This is a genomic window from Bradyrhizobium sp. HKCCYLRH3059, from assembly GCF_051168035.1.
Lineage (GTDB): Bacteria > Pseudomonadota > Alphaproteobacteria > Rhizobiales > Xanthobacteraceae > Bradyrhizobium.
Window position 1 is genome coordinate 1 of the sequence record NZ_JBNPUF010000003.1, and the last position, 26,950, is coordinate 26,950.

Sequence of the window (26,950 nt, forward strand, 5' to 3'; positions counted from 1 at the left end):
GCGTGCGATGAGCAGCAAGATCGAAACCACCGAGGGCGCCGCCGTCGAATACGTCACTGCGATGATCGGCGGCCAGCTGTTCGGCCTGCCGATCTCCCGGGTACAGGACGTGTTCATGCCGGAGCGGGTGACGCGGGTGCCGCTGTCATCGGCGGAGATCGCCGGGGTCCTGAACCTGCGCGGCCGCATCGTGACCGTCGTCGACATGCGGGCGCGGCTCGGCCTTGCCCGCGCCGAGGACGGCAAGCCGCCGATGGCGGTCGGCGTCGATCTGCGCGGCGAGTCCTACGGTCTCCTGATCGACCAGATCGGCGAGGTGCTGCGGCTGCCCGAGGAGGGCCGGGAGGAGAACCCCGTCAATCTCGACCCGCGCATGGCGAAGCTTGCCGGCGGCGTGCACCGCCTCGACGGCCAGCTGATGGTCATTCTCGACGTCGATCGCGTGCTCGAGCTCGCCGCCGACAAGATGGCGGCCTGAACACTGCAACGTGCGGGCAGCGGCGCATCATGCGTCGTTGCATTGGATCCTGATCTCGTGAGGCTGATATGAGAACGTGTCTGGTAGTTGACGATTCCAGCGTCATTCGAAAGGTGGCGCGACGGATTCTGGAAGGTCTGGATTTCCAGATCGTGGAAGCGGAGGACGGCGAGCAGGCGCTGGAGATCTGCAAGCGGGGCCTCCCGGATGCGGTGCTGCTCGACTGGAACATGCCCGTCATGGACGGCTACGAGTTCCTCGGCAATCTCCGGCGCATGCCCGGCGGCGACGCGCCGAAGGTGGTGTTCTGCACGACCGAGAACGATGTCGCGCACATCGCGCGCGCGCTGCACGCCGGCGCCAACGAGTACATCATGAAGCCCTTCGACAAGGACATCGTGACGGCGAAGTTTCAGGAAGTCGGGCTGATCTGATCTCCGTCGCGAGCGTCGGTCCCGTGGTCGTCCGGGCTTGCCGTCACCCCGTGCCTCTGTCCTGTTGGTGAACTATGAGCGTCGCGTTGGCCAGTTCTTCGATCCCAAGTTCGACCAGGCAGGAACCTCTCCGCGTGATGGTCGTGGACGATTCCGTGGTCATTCGCGGCATGATCTCGCGCTGGATCGCGTCTGAGCCCGACATGGTCGTGGCGGCGTCGCTGCGCACGGGCCTCGAAGCCGTGAACCAGATCGATCGCGTCAATCCCGACGTCGCCGTGCTCGACATCGAGATGCCCGAGCTCGACGGCATCGCCGCCCTGCCGAAGCTGCTTGCCAAGAAGAAGAACCTCGCCGTCATCATGGCGTCGACGCTGACCCGCCGCAACGCGGAGATCAGCTTCAAGGCGCTGTCGCTCGGCGCGGCCGACTACATTCCGAAACCCGAGAGCACGCGCGAGGCCTCGGCGGCCGACAATTTCCACTACGATTTGATTCAGAAGATCCGCAATCTCGGCGCCAAGGCGCGCCGCGCCGCTCCCGCCCCGCATGCGCCGGCCGCCTCGCCGATCGTCCCGCAAGTCCAGGGGCTCCGGCCTGCGCCAACGGCGCGGCCGATGGTCGCTCCCGTGGCGCCCGCCGCGCCGGCCCAGCTGGCGCGCCGCTCCTTCAGCACGCAGATGCCGAAGGTGCTGCTGATCGGATCGTCGACCGGCGGCCCGCAGGCGCTGATGTCGCTGGTGACCGAGCTCGGTCCCGTGATCGACCGCTTTCCGGTGCTGATCACCCAGCATATGCCGCCGACCTTCACCACCATCCTCGCCGAGCATCTGGCGCGCTCGAGCCGCAGGCCGGCCCATGAGGCCGTCGACGGTGAAGTGGTGAAGCCGGGTCAGATCTACCTTGCCCCCGGCGGCCGCCACATGCGTGTGGCGCGCCATGGCGCCGATGTGGTGATCGCGCTGGACAACGGTCCTCCGGTCAATTTCTGCAAGCCCGCCGTCGATCCCTTGTTCATGTCGGCGATCGAGGTCTGGCAGGGCTCGACCCTGGCCGTGATCCTGACCGGCATGGGATCCGACGGCATGCGCGGCGGCAAGGACATCGTCGCCGCCGGCGGCAGCGTGATCGCGCAGGACGAGGCGACCAGCGTGGTCTGGGGCATGCCGGGCGCAGCAGCCAATGCCGGCATCTGCGCGGCCGTCCTTCCCTTGAATCAGATTGGACCGAAGCTGGTTCGTCTGTTTGCTGGAGACCGTTCGTGACACCCCTGGACTATGAGTTCTTGCGTAAGGTCCTGAAGGATCGCTCCGGCCTCGATCTGTCGGCCGATAAGCAGTACCTGGTCGAAAGCCGGTTGCTGCCGCTGGCCCGCCGCTCCAACCTGCCGGGCATCACGGAGCTGGTGCAGAAGATCAAGAGCGGCGCGGAGCAGCTCACGACGCAGGTGGTCGAGGCGATGACCACCAACGAGACGTTTTTCTTCCGCGACAAGATTCCGTTCGATCATCTCCGTGAGGGCATCCTGCCGGCGCTGATCCAGTCGCGCGCCAATCGTCGTTCCCTGCGCATCTGGTCGGCCGCCTGCTCGACCGGACAGGAGCCGTATTCGATCGCGATGTGCCTGCGCGAATTCGGTCCCGCTCTGGCGGGCTGGCGCATCGAGATCGTTGCCACCGACCTGTCGCAGGAGGTGCTGGAGAAATCGAAGGCCGGCCTCTACAGCCAGTTCGAGGTGCAGCGTGGATTGCCGATCCAGCTGCTGGTGAAATATTTCACGCAGCTCGGCGAGCTCTGGCAGCTCAGCGCCGACATCCGCGGCATGGTCCAGCATCGCCAGCTCAATCTGCTGCAGGACTTCTCGCATCTCGGCAAGTTCGACATCATCTTCTGCCGCAACGTGCTGATCTATTTCGATCAGGAGACCAAGGCCTCGATCTTCGAGCGAATGGCCAAGGTGATGGAGCCGGACGGCACGCTGTTGCTGGGAGCCGCCGAATCGGTCGTCGGCATCACCGACGCGTTCCGGCCCAACCAGGAGCGGCGGGGTCTGTACCAGATCAATCCGGTGCGCAGCCCGCGCGGCGGCGCGGCGCTGCTGCCCGGCCTCAAGGTGGTCGCGGCGCGCTGACGCCGGCCGGAGCCGTCTGTGACCGGGGGGCGCTTCGACCGGTCGGGCGGTCGGCCGTTCCGTCCCGCTTGCGTCCGTCCCGCGCGGGCGGCCGGTCCTTTCTGCGCCCGCAGGCCTCCTTCCGAAGCAAATCTCGCCGACCCATGGAACTTTTCGGTTCCTGACGCGTCTAATCACGCCTTGGTGTGGACTCACGCGTGTTGAATTGGTGGCGGGGGATTGGATGAAAACGAGTGTGCGTCCTCGAATCGTGACGCGGGATCTCCCTGTCATCGCCAAATCGCCGACCGGGATCGACGGCCTCGACGAGGTCACCTACGGTGGCCTGCCGCAAGGGCGGCCGACGCTGCTGTGCGGCGCGGCCGGTTGCGGCAAGACGTTGTTTGCGATGACGTTTCTCTACAATGGCGCGGTCGCCTACGACGAGCCGGGCGTGTTCATCGCGTTCGAGGAGCAGCCCGAGGACCTGATCAAGAACGTCGGCTCGCTCAGCTACGACATCGATAGGCTGATCGAGCAGAAGAAGATCGTGGTCGATCACATCCATCTCGATCGCAACGAGATCGAGGAGGCCGGCGACTACGATCTCGACGGCCTGTTCATCCGCATCGGCTTCGCGATCGATTCGATCGGCGCCAAGCGCGTCGTGATCGATACGATCGAGACCCTGTTCGGCGGCCTCGACAATCAGGCGGTGCTGCGCTCCGAGTTGCGCCGGCTGTTCGAATGGCTGAAGAGCAAGGGCGTCACCGCCATCATCACCGGCGAGCGCGGTGATGGTACGCTGACGCGCTACGGCCTCGAGGAATACGTCGCCGACTGCGTCATCCTGCTCGACAACCGCGTGCACGATCAGCTCTCGACCCGCCGGCTGCGCGTCGTGAAGTATCGCGGCACGGCGCATGGCACCAACGAATACCCCTTCATCATCGACCAGGAAGGCATCACGGTGATGCCGATCACCTCGTCGGGGCTCGCGCATGATGCGTGGACGGAGCGGGTCTCCACCGGCATTGCCGATCTCGACGACATGCTCGAAGGCCAGGGCTACTACAAAGGGTCGAGCATCCTGATCTCGGGCATGGCCGGCTCGGGCAAGTCGACGGTGTCGGCACACTTCGCCAATTCGATCTGCAAGAGCGGGCAACGCTGCATCTATTTCGCGCTGGAGGAATCCCCGCAGCAGATCATCCGCAACATGAAGTCGGTCGGTCTCGACCTGCAGCAATGGGTTGATCGCGGCCTGCTGCGGTTCTCGGCCCGGCGCCCCAATCTGTACGGACTGGAAACGCATCTCGCCGCCATGCATCGCGAGGTCAAGGAGTTCGATCCCGCCGCCGTCGTGGTCGATCCCATCTCGGCGCTCATGGGCGCCGGCATTGCCGGCGACGTGCATTCGATGACGTTGCGCCTCATCGATTTCCTGAAGGCGCGCGGCGTCACGGCGCTGTTCACCAATCTCGGCGCCGGCAGCGCGGAGACGGCGACCACGGAGATGCAGATCTCGTCGCTCACCGACACCTGGCTGCTGCTCTACAATCGCGAGAGCAACGGCGAGCACAACCGCCAGCTCTATCTGCTGAAGTCGCGCGGCATGGCGCATTCCAACCAGGTCCGCGAATTCCTGATGAGTGCCGACGGCATCTCGCTGCGCGAGGTCTATGTCGGCCCGGAGGGCGTGCTCACGGGATCGGCCAGGGTGGCGCAGGAGGCGAGAGATCGCGTCGAGCGCCTGCTGCGCATGCAGGATACGGAACGACGCACGCGCGAGATCGAACGTCGCCGCCGCGACCTCGCGGCTCAGATCGAAACGCTCAAGGCTCAGCTGGCCAACGAGGAGAGCGAGATGGAGCTCATCAATCTGGAAGGCGCTGCCCGCGAGGATCAGCGCGCAGCCGCTCGCCTCGCGCAGATCGAGAGCCGCTCGTCCAGGCCTCGTCCGAGCTCCCCAGCCAACCCGCTGACATCCAGAAAATGACGGCGGCTCCGATGGAACAGGATGGCTACAATCTCCGGCTCTATGTCGCCGGTCAGACGCCGAAATCGCTGGCGGCGCTCGCCAACCTCAAGAAGCTGTGCGAGACGCATCTGCCGGGCCGCTACACGATCGAGGTGATCGACCTGATGAAGGATCCGGCCCTCGCACAACGAGATCAGATCGTCGCAATCCCGACCTTGATCCGTCAACTGCCCGAGCCCCTCAAGCGAATCATCGGCGATCTCTCCAATGTGGAGAAGGTGCTGGTTGGTCTGGACATCGCACCGAGCTGAACGGAGGACGCGTGGCATCAACAGACGCGATGCAGGCGGGACGGCCGCGTAACGAGGCGGAGGAGACGGTCGAGGCCATTCATCGCGGCAACGTCGATGCCGTGGTGGTGCAGGGCCCGACCGGACCCCAGGTCATCATGCTGCAGGGCGCGGACGCGCCCTATCATGTTCTGGTCGAGCGCATGAGCGACGGCGCTCTGACGCTCGATGCCGACGGCTGCATCGTCTATGTCAATTCCAGGCTGTGCGCGCTGACCGGCCTCGGCGTACAGCAATTGGTGGGACGCAGCTTTGCCTCGCTGTTTGCGGGAGCGGTGCCCGAGCAGCGCGCCGACGATGCGGCAACCGACGCTCAACTGTGCCGCGCTGACGGCGGCCAACTGCCAGTGTCGGTGTGGATGCGCCAGATGGCGATGGGCGGCGTGGTGGCCACGCTCGTGACGCTGACCGACATGTCGATTCAGCGGCGCGCCGAGGAGGTCGCCAATGCCGAGCGCTTTGCGCGCTCGATCCTGGAGCAGGCGACCGATGCGGTCGTGGTGCTGGCGCTCGACGGCCGGATCACCCATGCGAGCTGGGTCGCGGAGCAGCTCGCGGAACGACCGCCGGTCGGCCAGTTGTTTTCTGAGGCGTTCCCGCTCGATGGGCAGAGCGCCAGCCAGCGAGGCACGTTGACGCGCTTCTCGCGCGAGAGCCTTGATCAGGCGCTGGCGACCAAGCCCTTCCATGGCGTCGAGGTCGCCTTGCGCAACGCGCGGGCGTCGGGGCGGTCGTTCCTGCTGTCCGGCGGGCCCCTGGTGAACGATCTCAAGGAGACGGTCGGCTCGATCGTCACCCTGACCGACATCACCGAACGCAAGCGCGCGGAAGAGCAGCAGACCGTGCTGGTCGCCGAGCTCAATCACCGCGTGAAGAACATCCTGGCGATCGTGCAGTCGGTGGCGGGGCAGACCTTGCGGACCTCACCGTCGCTGCCGGCCTTCAACAAGGCGTTCTCCGGGCGCATCCAGGCGGTCTCGATCGCGCATGACATCCTGACGCAGACCCGTTGGATCGGCATCGGACTGAACGAACTGCTCACCACCGTGCTGGCGCCCTATGGCATCGGCGAAGGGCGGATCGCCATCGACGGCCCTCCGGTGCTCCTGGAGGCACGGCTGGTGCTGCCGCTTTCGATGGTGCTGCACGAGCTTGCGACCAACGCCTCCAAATATGGCGCGTTGTCCGCCTCCCACGGCCAGGTCACGATCTCCTGGCGCCTGCGCGACGATGGCCGCCGGCTGGAGCTGGTCTGGCTCGAGCGCGGCGGACCGCTGATCGAAGGCGGCGGTGGGCGCGGCTTCGGCACCACGCTGATCGACCGCGTCGTCCGCTTCGATCTCGAGGGCGAAGCCCTGCTCGACTTCGAGCCCGCGGGCATTCGCTGCTCGCTGACCTTTGCGCTGACCGCGGAGACGACCCCCGAGCATCTGCCGGCATCGGCCGTGCAGCCGGACTGATCGGATGCCCGCCTCAGCGCGCGATCGGAACGGAGCGTGCCGCCTTGCGGCGCCAGACGTCGTGGTCCCTTTCCGTCGCCTCACGCGCGGCGCGCGCTGCTCGGCGCAGCCAGCCTGAACCGCGCTGCTTCAGGTCCGCCGCGATCCCGGCGCCGGCGCGGCGGTCGGCGGCATGGATGGAGGCGAGGTCGGTGCCCATGCCGCGCAGAAGCTCCAGCTTGAGATCGGCGCCGGCTTCCTTGCCGAGATCGATCTTGCGCGAGTCCGCGGACAGGCGTCGGACCACGTAGTCCCCGTCATTGGTTCTGTGAACGTGCAGGAATGGATCGGGCGCGCGATAGGTCCCGGTCGACAGCTCGACGAATCGGTGCGGCGGCGCCGGCTTTGGCTGCATCCTGCCCTTCGTCCTGTTCTTGGCCCAGGTCCAGGCCGAAGGGACCAGCGCCTTGGCCTCGCGGACGACGCGGCCGCCGCGCCATGTCGCGACGACGACGTAGCGCGTGCGTCCGCGGCTGCCGCCGCCGGCGAAGCGATGGAAGAATGCGGCATTCTTCGCCTGCTCCGGAAGGCTGGCGGTGAGCAGCTTCTGCACCGCGGATGGAATCGCATCGGCGGCCGCGAGGCCGTTGATCTCCTCCCAGAACGCGCGGCGGCAATCATCCGAGCATTTGACGTAGGGCCTGATCCAGATCTCGTGTTCGTCGAGCAGCGCCGGCCGCGGGTGTTTGAGACCGTCGCGATAGCCTTGGAGGATCGCGTCTGCGGCGTCGCGGCTGTCGATTGCCATGTCGGGCGCGAGCTCGATGCTGGTCGTGAGCCGGACCAGATCGAAGGCGTAGGGCATCCTCGCGGCCTCGTCGAAATCGTTGACGCCCCACACCCAGCGCCCGTCGGCATCACGCCACGTGCCGAAATTCTCCAGATGGATGTCGCCGACGCACAGCGCGACCGGCGCCTCGGCCAGCTCCGGGCAGATCTCCTCGATGCGCCGCGCCCAGCGATAGTAGGTGGCGCGCAGCAGGGCGAACGGAGACTTTCGCATCCGCTGGTGCTTGGCGAGAAGGTCGTCCTCGACCACTTTGCATTGGCTGCGAAGCCAGGCCTCGTAGGCCGCGGTATCTTCGATGATGGACACGCGATGCCTCCCGATGCGCCGGGCGTGAGCGAGGCGTTATGAGTTGCGTTGACGCCGAACGAACGTGGCCTCGCACATCGCGCGCAGCGCGCGCTCGTCGAACGGCTTGGCGAGCCGGGCCAGGCTGCGGAACTCCGGCGGAAACAGCGTCGCATCGTCATAGCCGGAGGTGATCACGATCTTGAGCTCGCGCGCGATCAGCTGCGGCAGGACGGCGAAGATCTGCTCGCCGCGCAGGTTGACGTCGAGCAGCGCGCCGTCCAGGCCGCCGCGCTCGGCCTCGCGCAGCACGTCGCCGACGCGCGAGACGGGACCAACCACCTCGCAGCCGAATCCCTGCAACACCGTTTCCAGCTCGAGCGCGATCAGGCCCTCGTCCTCGGCGACCAGGATACGCAAGCCTTCGAGTTCGGGTTTGTCCGTCGCCATGCCTCGTCCCGGTCATGTCCCGGTCATGCGCGCCCATCGCGCAGGGAGTTCACCCTCGGTCTATCTAATCCTCTCGACCGGCGTGTCGAGGCGTTTTCGTCGGCGGTCGTTAATATCCTACAGGATTGCGTGCGGCAAAAAGCGCGAGCGGTTGCCCGTGATCGGGCTCGTGTCTTCGCGGATCGACAGGCCGCAGGGCTGATGGTCGACGAGCCAGCTGCCGATCACCGGGAACACACCGCCGAAATCCGGCAGCGGCGCCGGCGCCTGGCGGATGAAGCCTTCGGCGCCGTAGGGACCCTCCTGCGTAGAGACGGCGACGCCGTCGGACACCAGGCTGACATTGGCGCCCTCGCGCGAGTAGATCGGCTTGCGTACGAAGCTCGGGCCGAGGCCGGCGGCCTTCGGATCGTCCTCGAAATAGGCCGGCAGCAGGTTCGGATGGCCTTCGTGCATCTGCCAGAGCAGGGGCAGGATGCCCTTGTTGGACAGGATGGCCTTCCACGGCGGCTCGATCCATTGCGTCGGCGCCTCCGCGAGCTTGACGCCGAACGCATCGCGAAACATCCATTCCCAGGGATACAACTTGAAGGCGAGCGCGATGTCGCCGTTCTCGAGATCGACGAAGCCGCCGCCGGTCTCGCGCCAGCCGATGTCGGCGACGTCAAGGATGGTTGTCGACAGGCCCGCTTGGGCTGCCGTGTCGGCCAGATAGGCCAGGGTCGTGGCGTCCTCGGCGTTGGCGGTCAGCCCGGCCAGATGCACGCGGCGCCGCTTGCCGAGGGCGCGCCAGCGTTCGATCAGGCGCTCATGGATTGAGTTGTACTGGTCCGCGCGCCCCGGCAGGATGCGGCGCTCGATCGCTTGCTCGAGCCACGTCCATTGGAAGACGGCGGCCTCGAAGATCGACGTCGGCGTGTCGGCGTTGTATTCGAGCAGCTTCGCCGGCGTACGGCCGCCCTGATAGCTGAGGTCGAACCGCCCATAGAGGCTGCCGTCCCTCCGGCGCCAGCTCTCCGCCAGCAGCGGCCAGACCGCTTGCGGGATCTTCAGCCGGCGCAGCAGCGCCTCGTCACCGACGACGCGCGCGACCAGCGCGAGGCACATCTGCTCGAGCTCGGCCGTCGGCTCCTCGATGCCGAGCTCGATCTCGGCGATCGTGAATGCGTAGTAGGCGCGCTCGTCCCAATAGCGCTCGCCGTCGAGTTCGTAGAAGTCGAATCCGCATCGTGCCGCGGTCTCGCGCCAGTCGTCACGTTCGGGACAGGGGATGCGCTGCATCGGCGTCAGCCCAAGGCAGCAGCGAACAAGCCGTGCCCGTGGCAACAGGGCGCAGCACGACCGCGGCCGCCATCAATGATGCGGCCATGATCACGTCCGCGCGGTCCCGGCGCCATCCCGCGCCGGCGACCACGCGATCGCCTGCCAGCAGATTGCTGCGAGGCGGCGGCGGTCGCCGCAGCCCTCATCGTCGCTGGCACCATCAGGTGCCGACATTGCATCGGATCGCTTCCGATCAGTAGGTAGGCCAGTTTTTTATGATTTTGAGTCTGTGTCAAAGATCCGAATCCGAGATAACAGCATGAACGCGGTGTTTTCACGGCGCCGGCGCGACGAAAATCAGCCGCCGCCTCCGAAGCCGTGTCCGAACGAGCCAAAGCCGCCGCGCGAGACATGTGCGGAGGAGGCCTCGGCGACATGGCTCGATCCGCTGCTTCTGGAATCGCTGTCGCCGCTGGAAAATCCCCAGCGGCCGGAGCCGCTGCCGCCGCCACCACCGCCGCTCGAGCGGCGCGTCGTGCATTCGCTCGTCTGCGGCTGGCCGGCGATGGTCGGCGTCTCGGCGCCTGGCTGCGGGCAGCTCTGATGCCGCGGCATCAGCGCATAGGCAGTGCTGCCGACGGCGAGCGTGCCCATCAAGAGCAGCGCGACATGGCCGGAGCGCTTCACCGGCGGCGTCGCGGGCGGGGGCGGCATCGGCCGGCGCTTGCCGAATTCGCGGCGTTTCTCGGCCATGGTCAGATGATCATCGAGGCGGCGTTCAGCGCGCCGGCGGAGAGCGACGCGAGACCGAGCCAGATCGCCGAAGCCAGCTCGCCGGCGACGATGCGTTGGGCGAGATCCGGCACCGGAATGCGGACGAGGTAATAGACGATCACCTGGACGATCAGCGCGACCAGCGCCCAAACCAGGCAGTCCAGCACGTTGGCGGAATGGGCGATGGCGCTGACCAGCGGCAGGGTGAAGCCGAGCAGGCTGAGGCCGAGCGCGATCGCGGCCGAGGGGTGATTGTCCCGGATCAGCTGGAATTCATTGTAGGGCGTGACGCGGGTGTAGACGAACAGGTAGGCCGTCACCGCGGCCAGCGCGGTACAGAAGTACACCAGAAAGGCCGGCAGGCCGGCGAGCGATTGCAGGATCATGATCAGGCCAAGCGTGTGGAGCTCTCATCTGTCGCTATGCCAGCATGCCCGGTTCGACGTGAACAAAGTCTATCCGCCCTTCGCCAGATCCCGCCTGGCCTGGTCCAGCATCTGCAGCACCGAATCCCCGGTCTTGCGGGTGTGCTCGGAGAGCGCCTGCGCGAAGCCGTCGCCGTCTCGGGCCCGCAGCAACGCCATGAAGGCCTCGTGCTCCCGGATCGACTCGTCCCAGCGCCGCGCATCGTAATTGGCCACGGCGCGGGCGCGGAAGACGCTCGCGTGCAGCGTGCCCCACATGTTGAGCAGCACGGCGTTGCCGGCGAGCTTGGTGATCTCGGCATGGATCTGCTGGTTGAGCCGGAAATAGGCGGCGCGCTCGGCGGCACGATGCAGCGCCACCAGCTCGGCATGCATGGCCTCGAGCCTGGCGAGGTCGTCCGCCGTCGCACGCGCGGCCGCGGCGCGGCCCGCGGCGGCATCGAGCGACACCATCACGTCGAAGATCTCGGCGATCTCGCGGGCGTCGATCGGCGCCACCACGGGCGTGCGATGCGGCCGCAGCTCGATGAGGCCCTCGGCGGCGAGGATCTTGAAGGCCTCGCGCAGCGGCGTGCGCGACACGCCGAAAGTCTCGCATAGCATGCGCTCGGGCAAGGCAGCGCCGGCGGCGAGCTCGCCGTCCACGATCATCTCGCGCACCCTGGCGACGACCTGATCGTGCAGCGACAGCCGCTCGAGCGGCCGCTTGGAGTGGTCGGACGACAGCTTCAGCCGCGCCGGCTTGAAGCGCGTCTTCAGTCTGGGCCGGGGTGCTGGTGGGGTCATGTCGGCGCGGCTGCTCCGCTGCGAGATGCCTGAAATTCGGGCGATGCGCCCGCGGATCAGGCAGATCCTTCAAGATTGGATGGCTGTTAAATACTGATTTTATTGTATAAAATCAACATTGCATATCGCATCCAGTTGGCATGTCGCTTGCTGATGAGAGCACAAGCCATGAGAGACAAGCCCGTGGATCGACCTGCCCTGGAGATGGATGTGAAACGTTTCGTGCTGCTCATTCTCGCCCTGCTCGCGCTGCCCTCGCTCAGCTTCGCCGACGACGCCGCCAAGATCAAACTCGGCTACGCCAAATGCGCGCATTGCACGCCGATGTCGCTGACGCCGCAATTCGCGGAAGGCGTCGCGATCGATGCCGTCAGCTTCAACACCGGCACGGACGCGCTGACCGCGCTGGTCTCGAAGAACATCGACGTCGCGCAGGTGACCTATCTGCATTACGCCATCGCGCTCGACAAAGGCTTCGACGTGGTCGCGATCTCCGGCCAGGTCAATGGCGGCTCGGCGATCCTGCTCGGCAACGATCTCGAGGTCGCGCCGGGCGATTGGAGCGCGCTGAAGGCGCTCATCGCCAAATACAAGGCCGACGGCAAGCCGTTCCGCGTCGCCGCCTCGCGCGGCAATGCGCAGGACATCCACATGCGCGGCGCCTTCGCCAAGCAGGGCATCGACATCAACAAGGACGTGCAGTTCGTCAACATCCCCAATCCGTCCGACCATCTGCAGGCGCTGCGCCGTGGCGAGGTCGAGCTGATCTGCACCGTCGAGCCGTTCGCGACCCAGATCATGCAGGCCAAGGCGGCGAAGTTCTTCGGTTTCCCCTATGACCAGGCCGCCGGCAAGCTGACCAACCTGATCCTGACCCGCTCCGACGTCATCGCGTCGAACCCGAAGGCGCTGGAGGGCGTGGTGCGCGCGGTCGTCAAGGTCGATGCGCACATCGCCGCCGACAAGCCGGCGCTGATCGAGGTCATCTCCAAGATCACCGGCCTCGACAAGGCGATCGCGACCGGCGCGGTCGAGAATCTCGATCCCGACCCGAAGATGTACCGCGCCTCGGCGCTCGCCATCGCCGCGATGATGCGCGACCTGAAATACATCAACTCGGACGTCACGGCCGCCGTCGAGAAGAACCTCGACTACCGCTTCCTGGAAGCGGCCACGGGCAAGCCGAAGACCGAGCTCGGCTACTGAGATGACGGCGCTCGCCCAGCTCAGGAAGCTCGACCGCTATGTCGTGCCGGTGCTCGTGCTCGCCGGCTGGGAGGCGTTCTCGCGCTCCGGCGCGCTGCCGGCAGCGCTGCTGCCGGCGCCGTCGACGGTCGTGTGGGCGTGGGCGGACTGGCTGGTCGGCACCGACGGCAACACCCAGACCTACAGCGGCCATTGGCTCGCCGACATGCTGGCGAGCCTGTCGCGCGTTGCCGCAGGCTTTGCGATTGCCACCGTGCTCGGCGTCTCGCTCGGGGTCGCCATCGGGTGGTCGCGCAAGATAGAGATCGTGATCGAGCCGACGCTTCAGATGCTGCGGCCGATCCCGCCGGTGTCGTGGATCCCGCTCGCCATCATCTGGTTCGGCATCGCCAACAAGCCGGCGATCTTCCTGGTGTTCCTCGGCGCGTTCTTTCCGATCCTGCTCAACACCATCCACGGCGTGAAGACCTGCGACCGCAATCTGATCCGCGCCGGCGCCATGGTCGGCGGCAGCGAGCGCAAGCTGCTGCGCTACATCGTCGTGCCCGCGGCGATGCCGAGCATCTTTGCAGGGCTGCGCATCGGCATCGGCTCGGCCTGGATGCTCACGGTCACTGCGGAGATGGTCGCGGTGAAAAGCGGGCTCGGCTACGTGCTGTGGGACAGCTACTACTTCCTGCGCTACGATCTGGTGCTGGCGGCGATGGCGAGCATCGGCCTGCTCGGCTTCTGCAGCGACCTCGCCATCCGCTTCGTGATGGCGCGCGTGCTGCACTGGCAGCGCAACACCACGCTTCGTGGCGGAGAATGACGATGGCCACGATCGAGATCTCCGGCGTCTCCAAGATCTTCACCGACAAGAAGCGCAACGCCGACGTCACCGCGCTCGCCGACATCAATCTGTCCATTGCCCGCAACGAGCTCGTCTGCCTGCTCGGTCCCTCCGGCTGCGGCAAGTCGACATTGCTCAACATGATTGCCGGCTTCGAGAAGCCGAGCGCCGGCAACATCACCGTCGACGGCCGGCCGGTGATCGCGCCCGGCGCCGATCGCGGCGTCGTGTTCCAGCATGCCAATCTGATGCCGTGGCTGCCGGTGTGGGAGAACGTCGCCTTTCATCTCTTGCTCGGCGGCGGCCAGAAGGCCGAGCGCCGGGCGCGGGCGCAGGTCTATATCGACATGGTCGGCCTGACCGGCTTCGAGAACCACTATCCGTCGGAGCTGTCGGGCGGCATGAACCAGCGCGTCGGCATCGCCCGGGCGCTGCTGATGAATCCGCAAGTGATCCTGATGGACGAGCCGTTCGGCGCGCTCGACGAGCAGACCCGCATGGACATGCAGACCGAGCTGGTGCGCATCTGGCAGCAGCACCAGGGCACGATCGTGTTCGTCACCCATGGCATCGACGAGGCGCTGACCTTGGGCACGCATGTTGCGGTGATGAGCGCACGGCCGGGGCGCATCGTCGAGATCATCCCGATCGATCTGCCGCGGCCGCGTGATATCACCAGCCCGCAGTTCAACGCGCTGAAGCGCCACATCCTGGCGCTGTTGCGCGGGGAGCGGGCGGAGCAGGGAGAACGGGTGTGATGCTGCCAAGATCGCACTCACTCGAACGCTGTATGCTGGACGTGCGCCATCTCGACGCGCGCAGTGCGCTCCCTCTCCCGCCTGCGGGGGAGGGCTGGGGTGGGGGCGCCGCACGGCGCGCTGCCCGAGCGGATAGAGTTCCCCCATCCGGATCGCATCTGCGATGCGATCCGGCCTCCCCCGCAAACGGGGAAGGCTCTCCCGCTCGCCATCCGCGATCGAACGAGGTCGTTCACCCATGACCAAACGCACGCTGCTCGGCATGCTCACGCCGTCGTCCAACACCGCGCTGGAGCCGATCACCTCGGCGATGGTCGCGAGCCTGCCCAACGTCTCCGCGCATTTCTCGCGCTTCAAGGTCACCGAGATCGCGCTCTCGTCCGACGCGCTCGCGCAGTTCGACATTTCCAACATCCTGCGCGCCGCCGAGCTGCTGGCGCATGCCAAGGTCGACGTCATCGGCTGGAACGGCACCTCGTCGGGCTGGCTCGGCTTCGAGGCCGACGTGAAACTGTGCGAGCATATCACCGCAGCCACCGGCATCCCTGCGACCACCTCGATGCTGGCGCTGAACGAGATCCTGGCGGCGGCGAAGGCCACCTCGCTCGGCCTCGTCACGCCCTACCGCGACGACGTCCAGGCGCGCATCATCGCCAACTACGACAAGCTCGGCATCGCCTGCCGCGGCGACCGGCACCTCAACCTGCAGGACAATTTCTCCTTCGCGGAAGTGACGCCGTCCGAGATCGAGACCATGATCCGCGAGGTCGCGCGCGAGAAGCCGGATGCGATCGCGGTGGTCTGCACCAACATGCGCGCCGCGCCGCTGGTCGCGCGGCTCGAGCTGGAGACCGGCATTCCCATTCTCGACACCATCGCCACCGTGGTATGGAAATCGCTGAAACTGGCAGGGGTCGATGTCAGCGGCGTCAGCGGGTGGGGATCGCTGTTTCAGAAATTCGCTTGAATCTGGACTAGGGAGAGCGCGTCACATGGCTGCCTTCGACACCGTCATCCGCAACGGCACCGTCGCCACCGCGAGCGATACGTTCAAGGCCGATGTCGCCATCAAGAGCGGCCGCATCGTCGCGATCGGCGAGGCCATCACCGATGCCGACGAGATCGTCGATGCCACGGGCCTGCTGGTGCTGCCGGGCGGCATCGACAGCCATGTCCATATCAGCCAGCCCTCCGGCCCCGGCATCGTCATGGCCGACGATTTCGAGAGCGCGACGCGCGCCGCCGCCTTCGGCGGCAACACGTTCGTCATGCCCTACTGCCTGCAGGAGAAGGGCCAGCCCTTGCGATCAGCGCTGAAGGACTATCACGCGCTCGCCGACAACGCCTGCTACGTCGATCACTCCTTCCATCTCATCATCGCCGATCCCACCGACGCCGTGCTCGGCCAGGAGCTGCCGGCGCTGGTCGCCGACGGCTATTCGTCGCTGAAGATCTTCATGACCTATGAGGGGCTCGCGCTGAACGACTACGAGATCCTCGGCGTGCTGCAGGTCGCGCGCGAGCAAGGCGCGCTGGTGCAGATCCATGCCGAGAACTACGACGCCATCCGCTTCCTCACCGACCGCCTCGAGCGCGCCGGCCACATCGCGCCGTACTATCACGGAAAGTCGCGCCCGATTCCGGTCGAGCGCGAGGCCACCCATCGCGCGATCTCGCTGGCCGAGCTGATCGACGTGCCGATCGTGATCGTCCACGTCTCCAACCGCGAGGCGATGGAGGAGATCCGCCGCGCGCAGGCTCGGGGCCTGAAGATCCATGGCGAGACCTGCCCGCAATATCTGGTGCTGACGGAGGAGGACATGCAGGGCCTCAACATGGAAGGCGCCAAATATGTCTGCTCGCCGCCGCCGCGCGACAAAGCCAGCCAGGAGGCCTGCTGGGAGGGATTGCAGCAGGGCGTGTTCTCGCTGTTCTCGTCGGACCACTGCCCGTTCCGCTACGACGACGAGGCCGGCAAGCTGACGCCGAAGGGCCGCACCAGCTTTCGCTGGGTGCCGAACGGCATCCCCGGCGTGGAGACCCGGCTGCCGATCCTGTTCTCCGAAGGCGTCAGCAAGGGCCGCATCACCCTGAACCAGTTCGTCGCCTTCACCGCCACCAACCATGCCAAGACCTACGGCCTGAAGGGCAAGGGCTCCATCGCGATCGGCTACGACGCCGACATCGCGCTGTGGGACCCGGCGAAGACCGCGAAGATCAGCCAGTCCGGCCTGCACCACGGCTCCGACTACACGCCCTATGAAGGCATCGAGATCACCGGCTGGCCGGTGGCGACCATGCTGCGCGGAAAATTCGTCGTGCGCGACGGCGAGTTGATCGGCGCCAAGGGCAGTGGCCGCTACGTCACCCGCGGCAAGCCGGGCGGCCTGGCCTGAGCGGCCTGAGCGCGCTCTCTCGACGCGTCGTTGCGAGCGAAGCGAAGCAATCCAGAGTCGTGAACGGGACTCTGGATTGCTTCGTCGCTGCGCTCATCGCAATGACGAGTTGGACACAGGTGCCCACCCTCCCCTGGACGGCAGGGCGATCGCATATGACGAATGCGACAATCGCGGCAGCGACGCCTGCCGGCTAGTTACTCCGTCATGCCCGGGCTTGTCCCGGGCATCCACGTTGCTCCCAGGGCGCCGGACGACGTGGAAACAGACGAGAGCAATACGTAGGGGGCCATATGCGATCGCTCTGCCCGGGAGGGTGAGGCTACGCGCGTCGTCCATCCGGAAAGCTTCCTCGCCAATCCATCCCATTTACCTCATGTGTGGGTAGTCTGTCCCCCACCCCGGCTCTCCGGAGGAGGGTGAGCAGCGATCCGGTCGAGCCACTGCTCTCCCGCACCGCACCATCTTCCCTCGCGACCTCCGACTAGCCACTTCTTGTTCCGGATGTGTCGAACCCTTGTCACAACCGCACGACATATCCTTGTCAGACAAGGAGTGCCGCCATGCCCGCGCTTGCCTTTTCGAACAATGATATTGCCGTCATCGCCTGGACCTTCGATCGCCGTCTCGACGGCTGTCTCGGCTTCGCCATTCATCGCATCGATCTCGCCGATCACACCGACACCGTGCTGCCGGCGCTGGCACGGTTTGCCGGGCAGACCGCGGACAAGCTCACCACCGAGCAGGCGCCGATCCAGAAGTTCTGGTGGAAGGATCTGTTCGCCAAGCGCGGCGGCACCTACAAATATCGCATCGTGCCGATGGCCGGCACGCCCGGCCAGGCGCTGACGCCGCTCGAAGGCGTCGCGCCGCTGGAGAGCAATCCGGTCACGCTGACGCCGGAGCGGCCGCCGTTCCACGTCTATTTCAACCGCGGCATCACCGCGACCCAGGCGCTCAGCCATGCGCTGAACGACAAGCCGAGCGTGTCGGCGCTGGCCCCGCACATCCTCGATCCTGCCGATCCCATTCGCATCCGCCTGATGGGCCAGCTTCAAGACGGCCTGACCTCGCTGCTGGCGCGCGCCGATGCCGGCGGCGGCGCCATCCATGCCGCCCTCTACGAGCTCAACGATCCCGACGGCCTGGAGAAGCAGCTCCACCAGAACCCCGCGAGCCGCACGGTCATCCTCGGCAACGAGCAGGGCAAGGACACCGACGACGCCGACGCCGAGAACCGCGCCGACCTCAAGTCCGCCGGCGTCACCGTGATCGACCGCATCCTCGGTAAGGGCAGCATCCCGCACAACAAGTTCATGGTGCTCACCGAGAACGGCAAGCCGAGCGCGGTGCTGTCCGGCTCGACCAACTGGACCTCGACCGGCCTGTGCACCCAGACCAACAACGCGCTGGTGGTGGAGAGCCCAGTGTTGGCGCAGCGCTATCTCGGCTATTGGAACGCGCTGAAGGCCGACGTCGACGCCGCCGCCGGCGACAAGTCGGCGCTGCAGTCGAAGACCTTGCGCGACTTCGCCCGCGCCAACAATGCCGACGCGATCCAGGCGCCGGTCGACCTGGGCCACGGCGTCACCATCGAGCCGATGTTCTCGCCGAACACGCCGGGCAAGCTCGGCAAGAATCCCGATACGCCCGGTGACATGGGCCGCGTGTTCGAGCTGATGCGATCGGCCAAGCACGCCGTGCTGTTCCTGGCCTTCGATCCCGGCAACAACTCGATCCTCGACGTCGCCGGCCAGTTGCTCAAGGACAAGCCCGATCTGTTCGTGCGGGGCGCGCTGACCAGCCCGGTGCGCGCGACGAACTTCTCCGCCGCGCTGCATTCCGGCGGCCATTCGGAGGTGCCGGCGGAGGAGGGAGCGGACGACACCGCGCCCCAGGTGACGGTGGTCGGCGAGGCCGGCAAGCCGAAGAAGCCGGGCGCCAAGGGCAGCATCGATTTCCGCGCCGTGCCGGCCGGCGCGGTGCAGGACGCGTTCGGCAAGTGGGAGAGGGAGCTCGGCAAATACGGCTTCGCCATCATCCACAGCAAGATCGTGGTGATCGATCCGTTCAGCGACGACTGCGTCGTCGTCACCGGCTCGCACAATCTCGGCTTCCGCGCCTCGCACAACAACGACGAGAACATGCTGATCATCCGCGGTCACCGCGGTCTCGCCGAGGCCTATGCCTGCCACGTCCTCGACCTCTACGACCACTACGCCTGGCGCTTCCTCTTGCAGCAGCACCCGGAGATCTTCGGCAAGCCGCTGCAATCCGACGACACCTGGCAGGACCGTTACATCAAGGGCGCGGATGAGAAGTCGCCGGAGCTGCGGTTCTGGCTGTCGGCGGCGGGTGGCGGCGGGGCGGTCGAAACGCCACCGACGCCGAAGAAGCCCGCCAAGCCAACCGGCACCACCAAGCCGGCCAAGACACCGGCTGCGACGACGAAGCCCGCGAGGCCGTCGACCAAGCCGGCCAAGAAGGCCCAAAAGAAGACCGCCGCTGCAGCCAAGACCTCGGCCGGCCGCAAGACAAGCACGACAAAGAAGGTCGCGAAGAAGGCGTCGAAAACGGCAAGCCAGCGTGCCGCCTCAGCGAAGAAGGCGAAGGCCAAGGCGACCAAGACGGCGGCCAAGCGTCCGGCGAAGAAGACCGCGACCAAGACCGCCAGGCGAGCCAAGACGAGCGCCAAGAGGAAAGGGCGCTGAGCGTTGCGCCCGCGCTGAACCGTCGCCGCGCAGACGAGGCCATGGGATCGTGATGCGAGTCCGCGGGATCGCATCATGATCTCGTCTCTTGCCCGAAGCGGATCGCGGGCACACGAGCGTTCCAGTCCTCAGAGCATGATCCAAAAAAATGGAAACCGGTTTTCCGAAAAGATCATGCTCTAGCCGTCTTGAAGCGGGCTCAGTAGGCCGTCCATCCGCCATCCGTCGCGTAGAACGCGCCGGTCAGGTTCGACGCCTCGGGCGACAGCAGGAACAGCATCACCGCGACCTGCTCCCACACGGTGGCCGGACGATGCCTGGGATCGGCATAGCTGAGGATCGAGTTTGTCTTCATCCGTCCCATGCCGCCGTCGGCCGGCGACCGCTGCATCTTGGCCGCGACGGCCTGCGCGGCCCGCGCGATCATCGGCGTGTCCGTCGCCGCCATGTTGACCGAGTTGATGCGAATGCCGTGGGGCGCGTAGTCGACCGCGGCGTTGGCGGTCAATCCGTTGACGGCGTGCTTGCTGGCGACATAGGCCGGATTGCCGGCCAGTCCGGTCAGGCCGGCGATCGAGGCGACGTTGACGATCGCCCCGCCGCGCTTCTGCGCGACCATCTGCCGCAGCTCGGCCCGCATGGCGCGGAACACGCCGGTGGCGTTGGTGGCGAGGACATTGTCCCAATAGGCATCGGAGGCTTCGTGGATCGGCGCGAACAGCAGGTCCTTCTGCTTGTCGTAGTCGAACGCCTCGCCGGAAAATACGCCGTCCATGACGCCGGCATTGTTGATGGCAAAATCCAGTCCGCCGAATTTCTCGACCGCCCGCCTGACCATCATGTCGCAGGTGTCGCCCTTCGCGACATCGCCGACGAGAAATTCGATCGCGCCACCCTCGCGCTGGATCATGGCCGCCGTCTCGCGCGCCGTGTCCGGCAGCCAGTCGATCCCGACGATGTTGGCGCCCTCGCGCGCCGCCCGCAGCGCGGCGGCGCGGCCCATGCCGCGGGCAAATCCGGTGATGGCGATCGTCCGTGACTTGAAGCGATCCTTGATGAAGTAGTCCGGATCGATCGGGCTGATCGCGAGGTTGGCCGGGCCGACGGGCTCAGCCGCCTCAGCGCCTCCCGGAAGCAGTTGCGCCAGCGGAATCGTCACGGCCCCCGAACCCAGGCTCTGCAACATGCTGCGGCGATCCATCGACATCTCCCCTCAGAAGCTGATCCGGGCCAGCGACATCGCGCTGAACCACGGGCGGGTGTTGCCGGCAACGGCCTGGCTGACGCCGGACAGCGGCGCCGTCAGCGCGACGCTCGACTGGAACATCACGTTGCGGCTCATGAAATACTTCACCGTCAAATTGACCTCGTAGCCGAGCAGATGCCCGGCCAGCGTCGAGGTGGTGCCGCCGATATTGTTGAGCTGCTGCGCCTGGAACAGCCAGGCCTGCGGCACGAGCTCCCATTGCGGCGCCGGCCGCAGGATCGCCTGCAGGCGATGGGCGATCAGGTTGGTGTCCTGAAACAGCTTGTAGTGGTTCAGCCCCTGCACCCATTCCTCGCCGGTGCCGCCCGACAACAGCGGATCCCAGCGCTCATAGGTCCGCGTCGCCGGATTGTCGCCGCTGAATCCGGACAGCCGATAGCTCAAAGTGGGGCGCCACAGCGCCTCGTTGAAGGTGTAGCCCGCCTCGACATAGCCGCCCCAGGCGCGCATCGGAAACGCGTTGCGGTCGTTCCATTGCAACGCCAGCTCCGTCTTCGCATAGGGACCGGACGCGCCGATGGCCGGCGTCCAGTAATAGCGCACGTCGGCGACCTGCAGCCCCTGGCGCGTGCCCTGCGCCGTCGCCGTGTACCAGCCATAGTCGGAGCGCGGCACGGTCAGATAGGTCAGTCCGAGCTGATGCGGCGTGCCCAGGCCCGTCTCGAGGTTCGCACCGGCGATGACGGTGTGGGTATCGATCGCCGGCAGCTCGTCGGGGGCGAGACGGAAGGCCTCGAATTTCGTGGTGTTGTAGCGAGCCTGCGCGAGGAACAAACTGTCGGCAGCCCAGCGCGGATTGAGCTGCAGCGCGGCGCGGTCAAAACCGTTGGCTGCCGTGATCCTGATCAGCATGCCGTCGGCAATCTGGAACGGCTGCCGTCCGCCGGACAGGTTGATCACCAGCCGCGAGCCGTCGTCGCCCGTGATCCCCGTGACGAGGCCCGCATAGGCGTCCTCGATCGCGCCATGGCGGCGCGGGCCGGTGACGAACAGGTCCGTGCCGGTCGAGCCGCTGGCCAGATAGGAGAGGCTGCCATAGGCATAGATGTTGTTGCCGACCGGTCCGATGCCCTGCAGCCCGCTCTCCAGCGCGGCTTCGCCGAACGACGACCAGCCGGCGCCGGCCGGTCCCTTGGCGAGTGGATTGGCGCCGACGAAGGCCTGCGGCCGGCCATACCAGGCATCGTGATTGGCGTAGCCGAGCGTCGCGGCCGTCAGCTTGAGCTTCAGCAGGCTGTCGTCGCCCTGATGAAGATAGGGGAAATCGACGCGGCCCGGATCCGCCTGCGGCCGGTCGCCGACGACGACGCTGAGCTCGACCGCAACGCCGCCGGTGTTGCCGTCGACGTAGTTGATCGAGGCCGTGGCCACGCCGGGGATGCGCTTCACCTTGGCGAGCCCGAAATCGACCATCAGGTCGTGAAGCTGCGACCCCGGATAGATGTTGAGTGCCCGCCGAATGCGATCCTCGAACGCGACCCGCTGCGCCCCACCGGGCACCACGCCCGACAGCACCAGACGCACCGACTCGATCGGCCGGTTCTCGAACGTGGGCCCCAGTGCCTGGGCGCCGGCGGCAGAAACGAGCAGCAGCGAGAACAGCCACGCCGCCAGGTGCGGACCGAGGCTTCCGCGCATTGGGAGACGTCTGCCGTCCGGCATGGCTCTGCCACCAGCTCATTGCGTGATCCGATGATCGGCGAGGCCAAGGTAGCGCGATTGATCTTGATCAACCAGAGCGAAATGTGCCGCAGGCCACCCATCCGGTCCGCGCCGCTGCAGCGAAAGCGACCGGACGGACTCATGGGCGTGCTTTGGCGAGGCTCGCCGTTAGAGGACGATCGCGTGATAGTTTTCCGATAGTTTTCTGCAGCGTCACCGTAATCGCCAGCGCGACCGCCCAGACTCATGAGCCCGCCGTTACACAACGGCCGAGATGATAGTTTTGTGCAGTCGAGCAGCGTCACCGTAATCGCTGTCGGTCAATGCAAGGACCGCTAGTTTTCGTGGACGTGAAAGCCCGGTGCGCGGAACGCTCCGGGCCAATCACGTGGTCGCAAGAAACGACTATTGATGCACCCGCAGGGTCCCGTCCGCGTTGTAGTCACTCTTGGGATTGTAACCGGAATCGCGGTGCGTTCTACGATGTAGGGCAGCGTTGCTGCCGCTTACGCCCGGAGTTCCGCTATCAACCCGCATGGTCCCGTCTGCATTGTAGTCACTCTTCGGCCCGTAGCCGGAATCGCGATGCGTTTTTGCATGTAGGGCAGCGTTGCTGCCGCTCAGGCCCGGAGTTCCGGGATTGACCTGCATATTTCCATATTGGTCGCGATCACTTTTGCTCGCCCCGACCTGCTGAGCCGCACTGGCTTTTGCATGAGTACCTTTTGCATGATGAGTACGATGTCCGGCCAAGGCCGCAGATGTAGAGACGGCGAGAATAGCAAGACCAACAGCAATGCTTCTAGCCATAGTGAACTCCTCACGTTGAAGGACCATTGATGACGGATACGCCGTCAGTGCTAGCCTGCCACGGAAATTGCTGGCCGTCTTTGATGCAACTCAAGGTAATAAGGGCGGGTGCGACGTCACGGTCCGCACACCTTTTGGCATCATTTCTTCGGCTCTGGTGCGGTGCCCGGCGGAGCCGATGTCGCTCCGCAACATGCCTCTGACGTTGGGACCGATCTCTGCGCCGCATGGGCATCGCAGGTGACTTGCGCGAAGCCGCACATGGCAGATCGTCGATCCGAAACAGGAGCGTTCGACAGGGTCTCGATCGGGAACGCAAGCCTTGACGGTGGCCGTTCGAACGGCTGGAAGAAATATGATTTCTGTTTATCGAAATTCTATTTTGTTTTTACGAAAAATGTGCTTTACTCCGCGCGTCCCGCCCCAACGAGGGGACGCTTCGCGGTCGTCACGGACGTCGGGTGTGGGATGCGATGGGCGCTTGGGATCGCAGCATGGTTCGCCGTGCCGACGAACGATCCCGGGCGCACGGTGAAGTCGCGTGGTCCTGGCCTCCCGGTGCTGAGGTCGAGCCTGTGGGTGTTGCTGATGAGCTGCCTGCGGGTGATGGGGGCAAGACAGCCGGTCCCCAGGGAGATCGCGTATAAATCGTAAAGCCATCGCGCAGGGAGGGCCGGGTGTTTCGGCCAGACCTGTGGTGACTGCCGCCTGCTTTCTTTTCTGCAGGCGGGCCACGGGCGCGGCCAGCGCCCGGCCTTCCCTGCGCCCTCGGTTAGGAGAGGGCGGTGAGAATGGCACATAGCTCGGGCGCTGGGCGCCGCGAGATCGCGAGGGTTTGTCCGCAGGGTCGCATAAGGCGCATCCGCAGATGTCGTGCGTGCTTCTCGGGTTGAACGTCGCCCCCGGGCGTCATTGCGAGCGCAGCGAAGCAATCCAGGGGCCAGGGTGGGACTCTGGATTGCTTCGTCGCTTCGCTCCTCGCAATGACGGAGATGGGGGGCAGCAGATCGCGCCCGACTGCCAGGCTTGCCCTGCCGGGACAGGCGATGCGCCGCAACCGCCGGAGAAGGGGAGTGCAATGTTCGCTAAGCCGCAGCCTGTGCGCGACGTTCCTCGCCTCGCCTCGACCACCCCCACAAACAAAAACCCCGCCATTCGCGGCGGGGCCCAGTCTGGGAGGAGCAAGCCGTGAGGCCCGCCGGTGGACCCAGTGAAAGATCAGGCGGGGATGCGTTCGTCCATGTCGTGCGGCTCGCGCAGCACGTAGCCGCGGCCCCAGACGGTTTCGATGAAGTTGCGGCCTTCGGAGGCGTTGGCGAGCTTCTTGCGCAGCTTGCAGATGAAGACGTCGATGATCTTCAGCTCGGGCTCGTCCATGCCGCCGTAGAGATGGTTGAGGAACATCTCCTTGGTCAGGGTGGTGCCCTTGCGCAGCGAGAGCAGCTCCAGCATCTGGTATTCCTTGCCGGTCAGATGCACGCGCTGGCCGCCGACTTCGACCGTCTTGGTGTCGAGGTTGACGACGAGGTCGCCGGTCTGGATGACCGACTGGGCGTGGCCCTTGGAACGGCGGACGATCGCGTGGATGCGGGCGATCAGCTCGTCCTTGTGGAACGGCTTGGTCATGTAGTCGTCGGCGCCGAAGCCGAGACCCTTGACCTTGTCCTCGATGCCGGCGAGGCCGGACAGGATGAGGATCGGCGTCTTGATCTTCGAGACACGCAGCTGCTTCAGCACGTCGTAACCGGACATGTCGGGCAGATTGAGGTCGAGAAGGATGATGTCGTAGTCGTACAACTTGCCGAGGTCGACGCCTTCTTCGCCCAGGTCAGTCGTGTAGACATTGAAGCTTTCGGACTTCAACATCAGTTCGATCGACTGCGCGACGGCGCTGTCATCCTCAATCAGCAAAACGCGCATGCCAGTTCCCCATAGTCGCCGCTCCGGGCGTCAGGTCGGCCGCCATCTGCGGCACTCAAAACGCCTTTGAACAACTGATTCGGATCCTGACGAGAGATGGTTAACAAATCCTGATTCCCCTCCGCAAGCTCTATCCGTGCAATTTTTATCGAATCGCCGTAAGGTGTTGCGATGAAGCAGTTTTTCTTAGCCGCTCTCGTTCAAGCTCCATGTTAAGAGATGGACCTAACCGACTCTCGGATCTCACCGCTTTTTGAGGGCGGCAAAGCGAAGCACGTCAGTCACTCCAGACCATGACGTAATGATTAATGATGCGAGTAAACACAGAGTTAAACCGACGACGCGAATCTGCCCCTACTTAAGGTTTTCGCAATGAAGGCTCTGGTGCAATGGCCTCGCTCTCGCAATGAAGGCGCTTTGGCAATGAAGGCTCTTCCGCAATGAAGGCTCTGGCCGAGCAGATCAGCGACATCGACGCCGTGAACACCTATGGGCGTGTCGTCGGCGTGAAGGGACTCATGGTGGAGATCGCCGGTCCCATTCATGCGATGTCGGTCGGCGCGCGCATCGTGATCGAGACCGGCAACAATTACATCCCTGCCGAAGTGATCGGTTTCTCCGGCAAGAATGCCGTGGTGATGCCGTTCGCCGGGCTGGAGGGCGTGCGCCGCGGCTGCCGCGCCGTGATCGCCAATGCCGCCAATCAGGTGCGGCCGTCGCCGGCCTGGCTCGGCCGAGTCATCAATGCGATGGGCGAGCCGATCGACGGCAAGGGGCCGCTGCCGCAGGGCGCCTCGCCGGTTCCTTATCGGAACAATCCGCCGCCGGCGCATTCGCGGCGGCGCGTCGGCTCGCCGCTCGATCTCGGCGTCCGTGCATTGAACACCTTTCTCACCTGTTGCCGCGGCCAGCGACTCGGCATCTTCGCCGGTTCCGGCGTCGGCAAATCGGTGCTGCTGTCGATGCTGGCGCGCAACGTCGACGCGGCGGTGTCGGTGATCGGGCTGATCGGCGAGCGCGGCCGTGAGGTGCAGGAGTTCCTGCAGGACGATCTCGGCGAGGAGGGCCTCGCGCGCTCGGTCGTCGTGGTCGCGACGTCCGACGAGCCGGCGCTGATGCGAAGGCAGGCGGCGTATCTGACGCTCGCGATCTCGGAATATTTTCGCGACGAGGGCAAGGATGTCCTTTGTCTGATGGACTCGGTCACGCGCTTTGCGATGGCGCAGCGCGAGATCGGGCTGTCGGCCGGCGAACCGCCGACCGCGAAGGGCTACACGCCGACGGTGTTCACCGAGCTGCCGAAACTGCTCGAGCGGGCGGGGCCGGGCAGCGGCGAGGGCACCATCACCGGGATCTTCACGGTGCTGGTCGATGGCGACGATCACAACGAGCCGGTGGCGGATGCGGTGCGCGGCATTCTCGACGGCCACGTGGTGATGCAGCGTTCGATCGCCGAACGCGGCCGCTATCCGGCGATCAACGTCCTGAAATCGGTGTCGCGCACGATGCCGAAATCGGCCGACCCCGTATTCTTGCCGACGATCATGCGCGCGCGCCAAGTGATGGCGACCTATGCCGACATGGAGGAGCTGATCCGGCTCGGTGCCTATCGCGCCGGTTCCAGTCCGGAGGTCGACGAGGCGATCCGGCTGCACGAGCCGCTGGAGGCGTTCCTGCGCCAGCGCAAGGACGAGGTCTCGACGCTGCAGAACGGGTATCGGGAGCTGGAACAGATCCTGGGGCGCTTGGAAACGGAAAGCTAA

24 protein-coding genes are annotated in these 26,950 nt (G+C 65.7%); 14 read left to right on the plus strand and 10 right to left on the minus strand.

Annotated features, from left to right (window positions below; translation table 11 throughout):
• Positions 1 to 7 precede the first annotated feature (7 nt).
• The 7 genes from ACQR13_RS10730 (at position 8) to ACQR13_RS10760 (ending at position 6,813) form a co-directional block, all read left to right on the plus strand.
• The gene (locus ACQR13_RS10730) at positions 8 to 478 is read left to right on the plus strand and encodes a chemotaxis protein CheW (protein ID WP_315714012.1); all 471 of its coding nucleotides are present in this window, start codon (positions 8 to 10) and stop codon (positions 476 to 478) included.
• Positions 479 to 546: 68 nt separating this feature from the next.
• Complete coding sequence (locus tag ACQR13_RS10735) at positions 547 to 912, plus strand: response regulator (RefSeq protein WP_006613312.1); 366 nt, start codon at positions 547 to 549, stop codon at positions 910 to 912.
• Positions 913 to 986: 74 nt separating this feature from the next.
• Complete coding sequence (locus ACQR13_RS10740) at positions 987 to 2,177, plus strand: protein-glutamate methylesterase/protein-glutamine glutaminase (protein WP_316193546.1); 1,191 nt, start codon at positions 987 to 989, stop codon at positions 2,175 to 2,177.
• Positions 2,174 to 3,043 (plus strand): CheR family methyltransferase, encoded by an 870-nt coding sequence (locus ACQR13_RS10745; RefSeq protein ID WP_315752677.1) that lies wholly within the window; start codon positions 2,174 to 2,176, stop codon positions 3,041 to 3,043. Before ACQR13_RS10740 ends, ACQR13_RS10745 begins: the two co-directional genes overlap by 4 nt.
• Before the next feature lie 223 nt (positions 3,044 to 3,266).
• Positions 3,267 to 5,021, plus strand: a complete 1,755-nt coding sequence (gene kaiC / locus ACQR13_RS10750) for a circadian clock protein KaiC (RefSeq protein ID WP_316193547.1) — start codon at positions 3,267 to 3,269, stop codon at positions 5,019 to 5,021.
• Positions 5,018 to 5,314 (plus strand): circadian clock KaiB family protein, encoded by a 297-nt coding sequence (locus ACQR13_RS10755; RefSeq protein ID WP_434862814.1) that lies wholly within the window; start codon positions 5,018 to 5,020, stop codon positions 5,312 to 5,314. Before kaiC ends, ACQR13_RS10755 begins: the two co-directional genes overlap by 4 nt.
• 11 nt (positions 5,315 to 5,325) lie before the next feature.
• On the plus strand, positions 5,326 to 6,813 hold the full coding sequence (locus tag ACQR13_RS10760) for an HWE histidine kinase domain-containing protein (RefSeq protein WP_315752680.1): 1,488 nt from the start codon (positions 5,326 to 5,328) through the stop codon (positions 6,811 to 6,813).
• 13 nt (positions 6,814 to 6,826) lie between these two features.
• Here the strand turns inward: ACQR13_RS10760 and ACQR13_RS10765 are convergent, their stop codons facing one another.
• From ACQR13_RS10765 to ACQR13_RS10790, 6 genes are all read right to left on the minus strand, one after another.
• Positions 6,827 to 7,948: a DUF2252 family protein gene (locus ACQR13_RS10765; protein ID WP_315752681.1), complete on the minus strand. Its 1,122-nt coding sequence runs from the start codon at positions 7,946 to 7,948 to the stop codon at positions 6,827 to 6,829.
• A gap of 36 nt (positions 7,949 to 7,984) precedes the next feature.
• Entirely contained in the window at positions 7,985 to 8,377 is a 393-nt protein-coding gene (locus tag ACQR13_RS10770) for a hypothetical protein (protein ID WP_315714020.1), read from the minus strand.
• A gap of 117 nt (positions 8,378 to 8,494) precedes the next feature.
• On the minus strand, positions 8,495 to 9,658 hold the full coding sequence (locus ACQR13_RS10775) for a glutathionylspermidine synthase family protein (protein WP_315752682.1): 1,164 nt from the start codon (positions 9,656 to 9,658) through the stop codon (positions 8,495 to 8,497).
• 339 nt (positions 9,659 to 9,997) lie between these two features.
• Complete coding sequence (locus ACQR13_RS10780) at positions 9,998 to 10,393, minus strand: hypothetical protein (protein ID WP_315752683.1); 396 nt, start codon at positions 10,391 to 10,393, stop codon at positions 9,998 to 10,000.
• A gap of 2 nt (positions 10,394 to 10,395) precedes the next feature.
• Positions 10,396 to 10,800, minus strand: coding sequence for a DUF350 domain-containing protein (locus ACQR13_RS10785; RefSeq protein ID WP_315714024.1), 405 nt, complete (start codon positions 10,798 to 10,800; stop codon positions 10,396 to 10,398).
• 69 nt (positions 10,801 to 10,869) lie between these two features.
• Complete coding sequence (locus ACQR13_RS10790) at positions 10,870 to 11,625, minus strand: GntR family transcriptional regulator (RefSeq protein WP_315752684.1); 756 nt, start codon at positions 11,623 to 11,625, stop codon at positions 10,870 to 10,872.
• Between the two features lie 204 nt (positions 11,626 to 11,829).
• On the opposite strand from ACQR13_RS10790, the gene ACQR13_RS10795 reads away from it, so the two are divergent.
• The 6 genes from ACQR13_RS10795 (at position 11,830) to ACQR13_RS10820 (ending at position 19,528) form a co-directional block, all read left to right on the plus strand.
• A complete protein-coding gene (locus ACQR13_RS10795; RefSeq protein WP_316169628.1) occupies positions 11,830 to 12,831 on the plus strand; it encodes an ABC transporter substrate-binding protein in 1,002 nt (333 codons plus the stop codon).
• 1 nt (position 12,832) lies between these two features.
• Positions 12,833 to 13,642: an ABC transporter permease gene (locus ACQR13_RS10800; RefSeq protein WP_315767806.1), complete on the plus strand. Its 810-nt coding sequence runs from the start codon at positions 12,833 to 12,835 to the stop codon at positions 13,640 to 13,642.
• A 2-nt stretch (positions 13,643 to 13,644) separates the two neighbouring features.
• On the plus strand, positions 13,645 to 14,421 hold the full coding sequence (locus ACQR13_RS10805) for an ABC transporter ATP-binding protein (protein WP_316193549.1): 777 nt from the start codon (positions 13,645 to 13,647) through the stop codon (positions 14,419 to 14,421).
• 238 nt (positions 14,422 to 14,659) lie between these two features.
• A complete protein-coding gene (locus ACQR13_RS10810; protein WP_316193550.1) occupies positions 14,660 to 15,388 on the plus strand; it encodes a maleate cis-trans isomerase family protein in 729 nt (242 codons plus the stop codon).
• Entirely contained in the window at positions 15,339 to 16,817 is a 1,479-nt protein-coding gene (gene hydA / locus ACQR13_RS10815; protein WP_316166479.1) for a dihydropyrimidinase, read from the plus strand. Before ACQR13_RS10810 ends, hydA begins: the two co-directional genes overlap by 50 nt.
• 563 nt (positions 16,818 to 17,380) lie before the next feature.
• Complete coding sequence (locus ACQR13_RS10820; RefSeq protein WP_316201358.1) at positions 17,381 to 19,528, plus strand: phospholipase D-like domain-containing protein; 2,148 nt, start codon at positions 17,381 to 17,383, stop codon at positions 19,526 to 19,528.
• A 199-nt stretch (positions 19,529 to 19,727) separates the two neighbouring features.
• Here the strand turns inward: ACQR13_RS10820 and ACQR13_RS10825 are convergent, their stop codons facing one another.
• From ACQR13_RS10825 to ctrA, 4 genes are all read right to left on the minus strand, one after another.
• Positions 19,728 to 20,729 carry an SDR family NAD(P)-dependent oxidoreductase gene (locus ACQR13_RS10825; RefSeq protein ID WP_316201356.1) on the minus strand — a complete coding sequence of 334 codons (1,002 nt, stop codon included), beginning with the start codon at positions 20,727 to 20,729 and terminating at the stop codon, positions 19,728 to 19,730.
• Between the two features lie 12 nt (positions 20,730 to 20,741).
• Complete coding sequence (locus ACQR13_RS10830) at positions 20,742 to 22,433, minus strand: alginate export family protein (protein WP_316201354.1); 1,692 nt, start codon at positions 22,431 to 22,433, stop codon at positions 20,742 to 20,744.
• Between the two features lie 429 nt (positions 22,434 to 22,862).
• A complete protein-coding gene (locus ACQR13_RS10835) occupies positions 22,863 to 23,267 on the minus strand; it encodes a hypothetical protein (protein WP_315714033.1) in 405 nt (134 codons plus the stop codon).
• Between the two features lie 1,218 nt (positions 23,268 to 24,485).
• Positions 24,486 to 25,187 carry a response regulator transcription factor CtrA gene (gene ctrA / locus ACQR13_RS10840; protein ID WP_012046382.1) on the minus strand — a complete coding sequence of 234 codons (702 nt, stop codon included), beginning with the start codon at positions 25,185 to 25,187 and terminating at the stop codon, positions 24,486 to 24,488.
• 440 nt (positions 25,188 to 25,627) lie between these two features.
• Between ctrA and fliI the strand changes: the two genes are divergently transcribed.
• Positions 25,628 to 26,950 carry a flagellar protein export ATPase FliI gene (fliI, locus tag ACQR13_RS10845; RefSeq protein ID WP_315714035.1) on the plus strand — a complete coding sequence of 441 codons (1,323 nt, stop codon included), beginning with the start codon at positions 25,628 to 25,630 and terminating at the stop codon, positions 26,948 to 26,950.

Excerpts from the sequence above, each read along its gene's own strand:
- kaiC (WP_316193547.1), top strand. The coding sequence starts at position 3,267 with ATGAAAACGAGTGTGCGTCCTCGAATCGTGACGCGGGATCTCCCTGTC.
- ACQR13_RS10775 (WP_315752682.1), bottom strand. The coding sequence starts at position 9,658 with ATGCAGCGCATCCCCTGTCCCGAACGTGACGACTGGCGCGAGACCGCG.
- ACQR13_RS10820 (WP_316201358.1), top strand. The coding sequence starts at position 17,381 with ATGCCCGCGCTTGCCTTTTCGAACAATGATATTGCCGTCATCGCCTGG.
- ACQR13_RS10805 (WP_316193549.1), top strand. The coding sequence starts at position 13,645 with ATGGCCACGATCGAGATCTCCGGCGTCTCCAAGATCTTCACCGACAAG.
- hydA (WP_316166479.1), top strand. The coding sequence starts at position 15,339 with ATGTCAGCGGCGTCAGCGGGTGGGGATCGCTGTTTCAGAAATTCGCTT.
- ACQR13_RS10780 (WP_315752683.1), bottom strand. The coding sequence starts at position 10,393 with ATGGCCGAGAAACGCCGCGAATTCGGCAAGCGCCGGCCGATGCCGCCC.
- ACQR13_RS10810 (WP_316193550.1), top strand. The coding sequence starts at position 14,660 with ATGACCAAACGCACGCTGCTCGGCATGCTCACGCCGTCGTCCAACACC.
- ACQR13_RS10795 (WP_316169628.1), top strand. The coding sequence starts at position 11,830 with ATGGATGTGAAACGTTTCGTGCTGCTCATTCTCGCCCTGCTCGCGCTG.
- ACQR13_RS10790 (WP_315752684.1), bottom strand. The coding sequence starts at position 11,625 with ATGACCCCACCAGCACCCCGGCCCAGACTGAAGACGCGCTTCAAGCCG.
- ACQR13_RS10825 (WP_316201356.1), bottom strand. The coding sequence starts at position 20,729 with ATGGATCGCCGCAGCATGTTGCAGAGCCTGGGTTCGGGGGCCGTGACG.
- ACQR13_RS10770 (WP_315714020.1), bottom strand. The coding sequence starts at position 8,377 with ATGGCGACGGACAAACCCGAACTCGAAGGCTTGCGTATCCTGGTCGCC.
- ACQR13_RS10785 (WP_315714024.1), bottom strand. The coding sequence starts at position 10,800 with ATGATCCTGCAATCGCTCGCCGGCCTGCCGGCCTTTCTGGTGTACTTC.
- fliI (WP_315714035.1), top strand. The coding sequence starts at position 25,628 with ATGAAGGCTCTGGCCGAGCAGATCAGCGACATCGACGCCGTGAACACC.
- ctrA (WP_012046382.1), bottom strand. The coding sequence starts at position 25,187 with ATGCGCGTTTTGCTGATTGAGGATGACAGCGCCGTCGCGCAGTCGATC.
- ACQR13_RS10730 (WP_315714012.1), top strand. The coding sequence starts at position 8 with ATGAGCAGCAAGATCGAAACCACCGAGGGCGCCGCCGTCGAATACGTC.
- ACQR13_RS10835 (WP_315714033.1), bottom strand. The coding sequence starts at position 23,267 with ATGGCTAGAAGCATTGCTGTTGGTCTTGCTATTCTCGCCGTCTCTACA.
- ACQR13_RS10740 (WP_316193546.1), top strand. The coding sequence starts at position 987 with ATGAGCGTCGCGTTGGCCAGTTCTTCGATCCCAAGTTCGACCAGGCAG.
- ACQR13_RS10830 (WP_316201354.1), bottom strand. The coding sequence starts at position 22,433 with ATGCGCGGAAGCCTCGGTCCGCACCTGGCGGCGTGGCTGTTCTCGCTG.
- ACQR13_RS10735 (WP_006613312.1), top strand. The coding sequence starts at position 547 with ATGAGAACGTGTCTGGTAGTTGACGATTCCAGCGTCATTCGAAAGGTG.
- ACQR13_RS10800 (WP_315767806.1), top strand. The coding sequence starts at position 12,833 with ATGACGGCGCTCGCCCAGCTCAGGAAGCTCGACCGCTATGTCGTGCCG.
- ACQR13_RS10755 (WP_434862814.1), top strand. The coding sequence starts at position 5,018 with ATGACGGCGGCTCCGATGGAACAGGATGGCTACAATCTCCGGCTCTAT.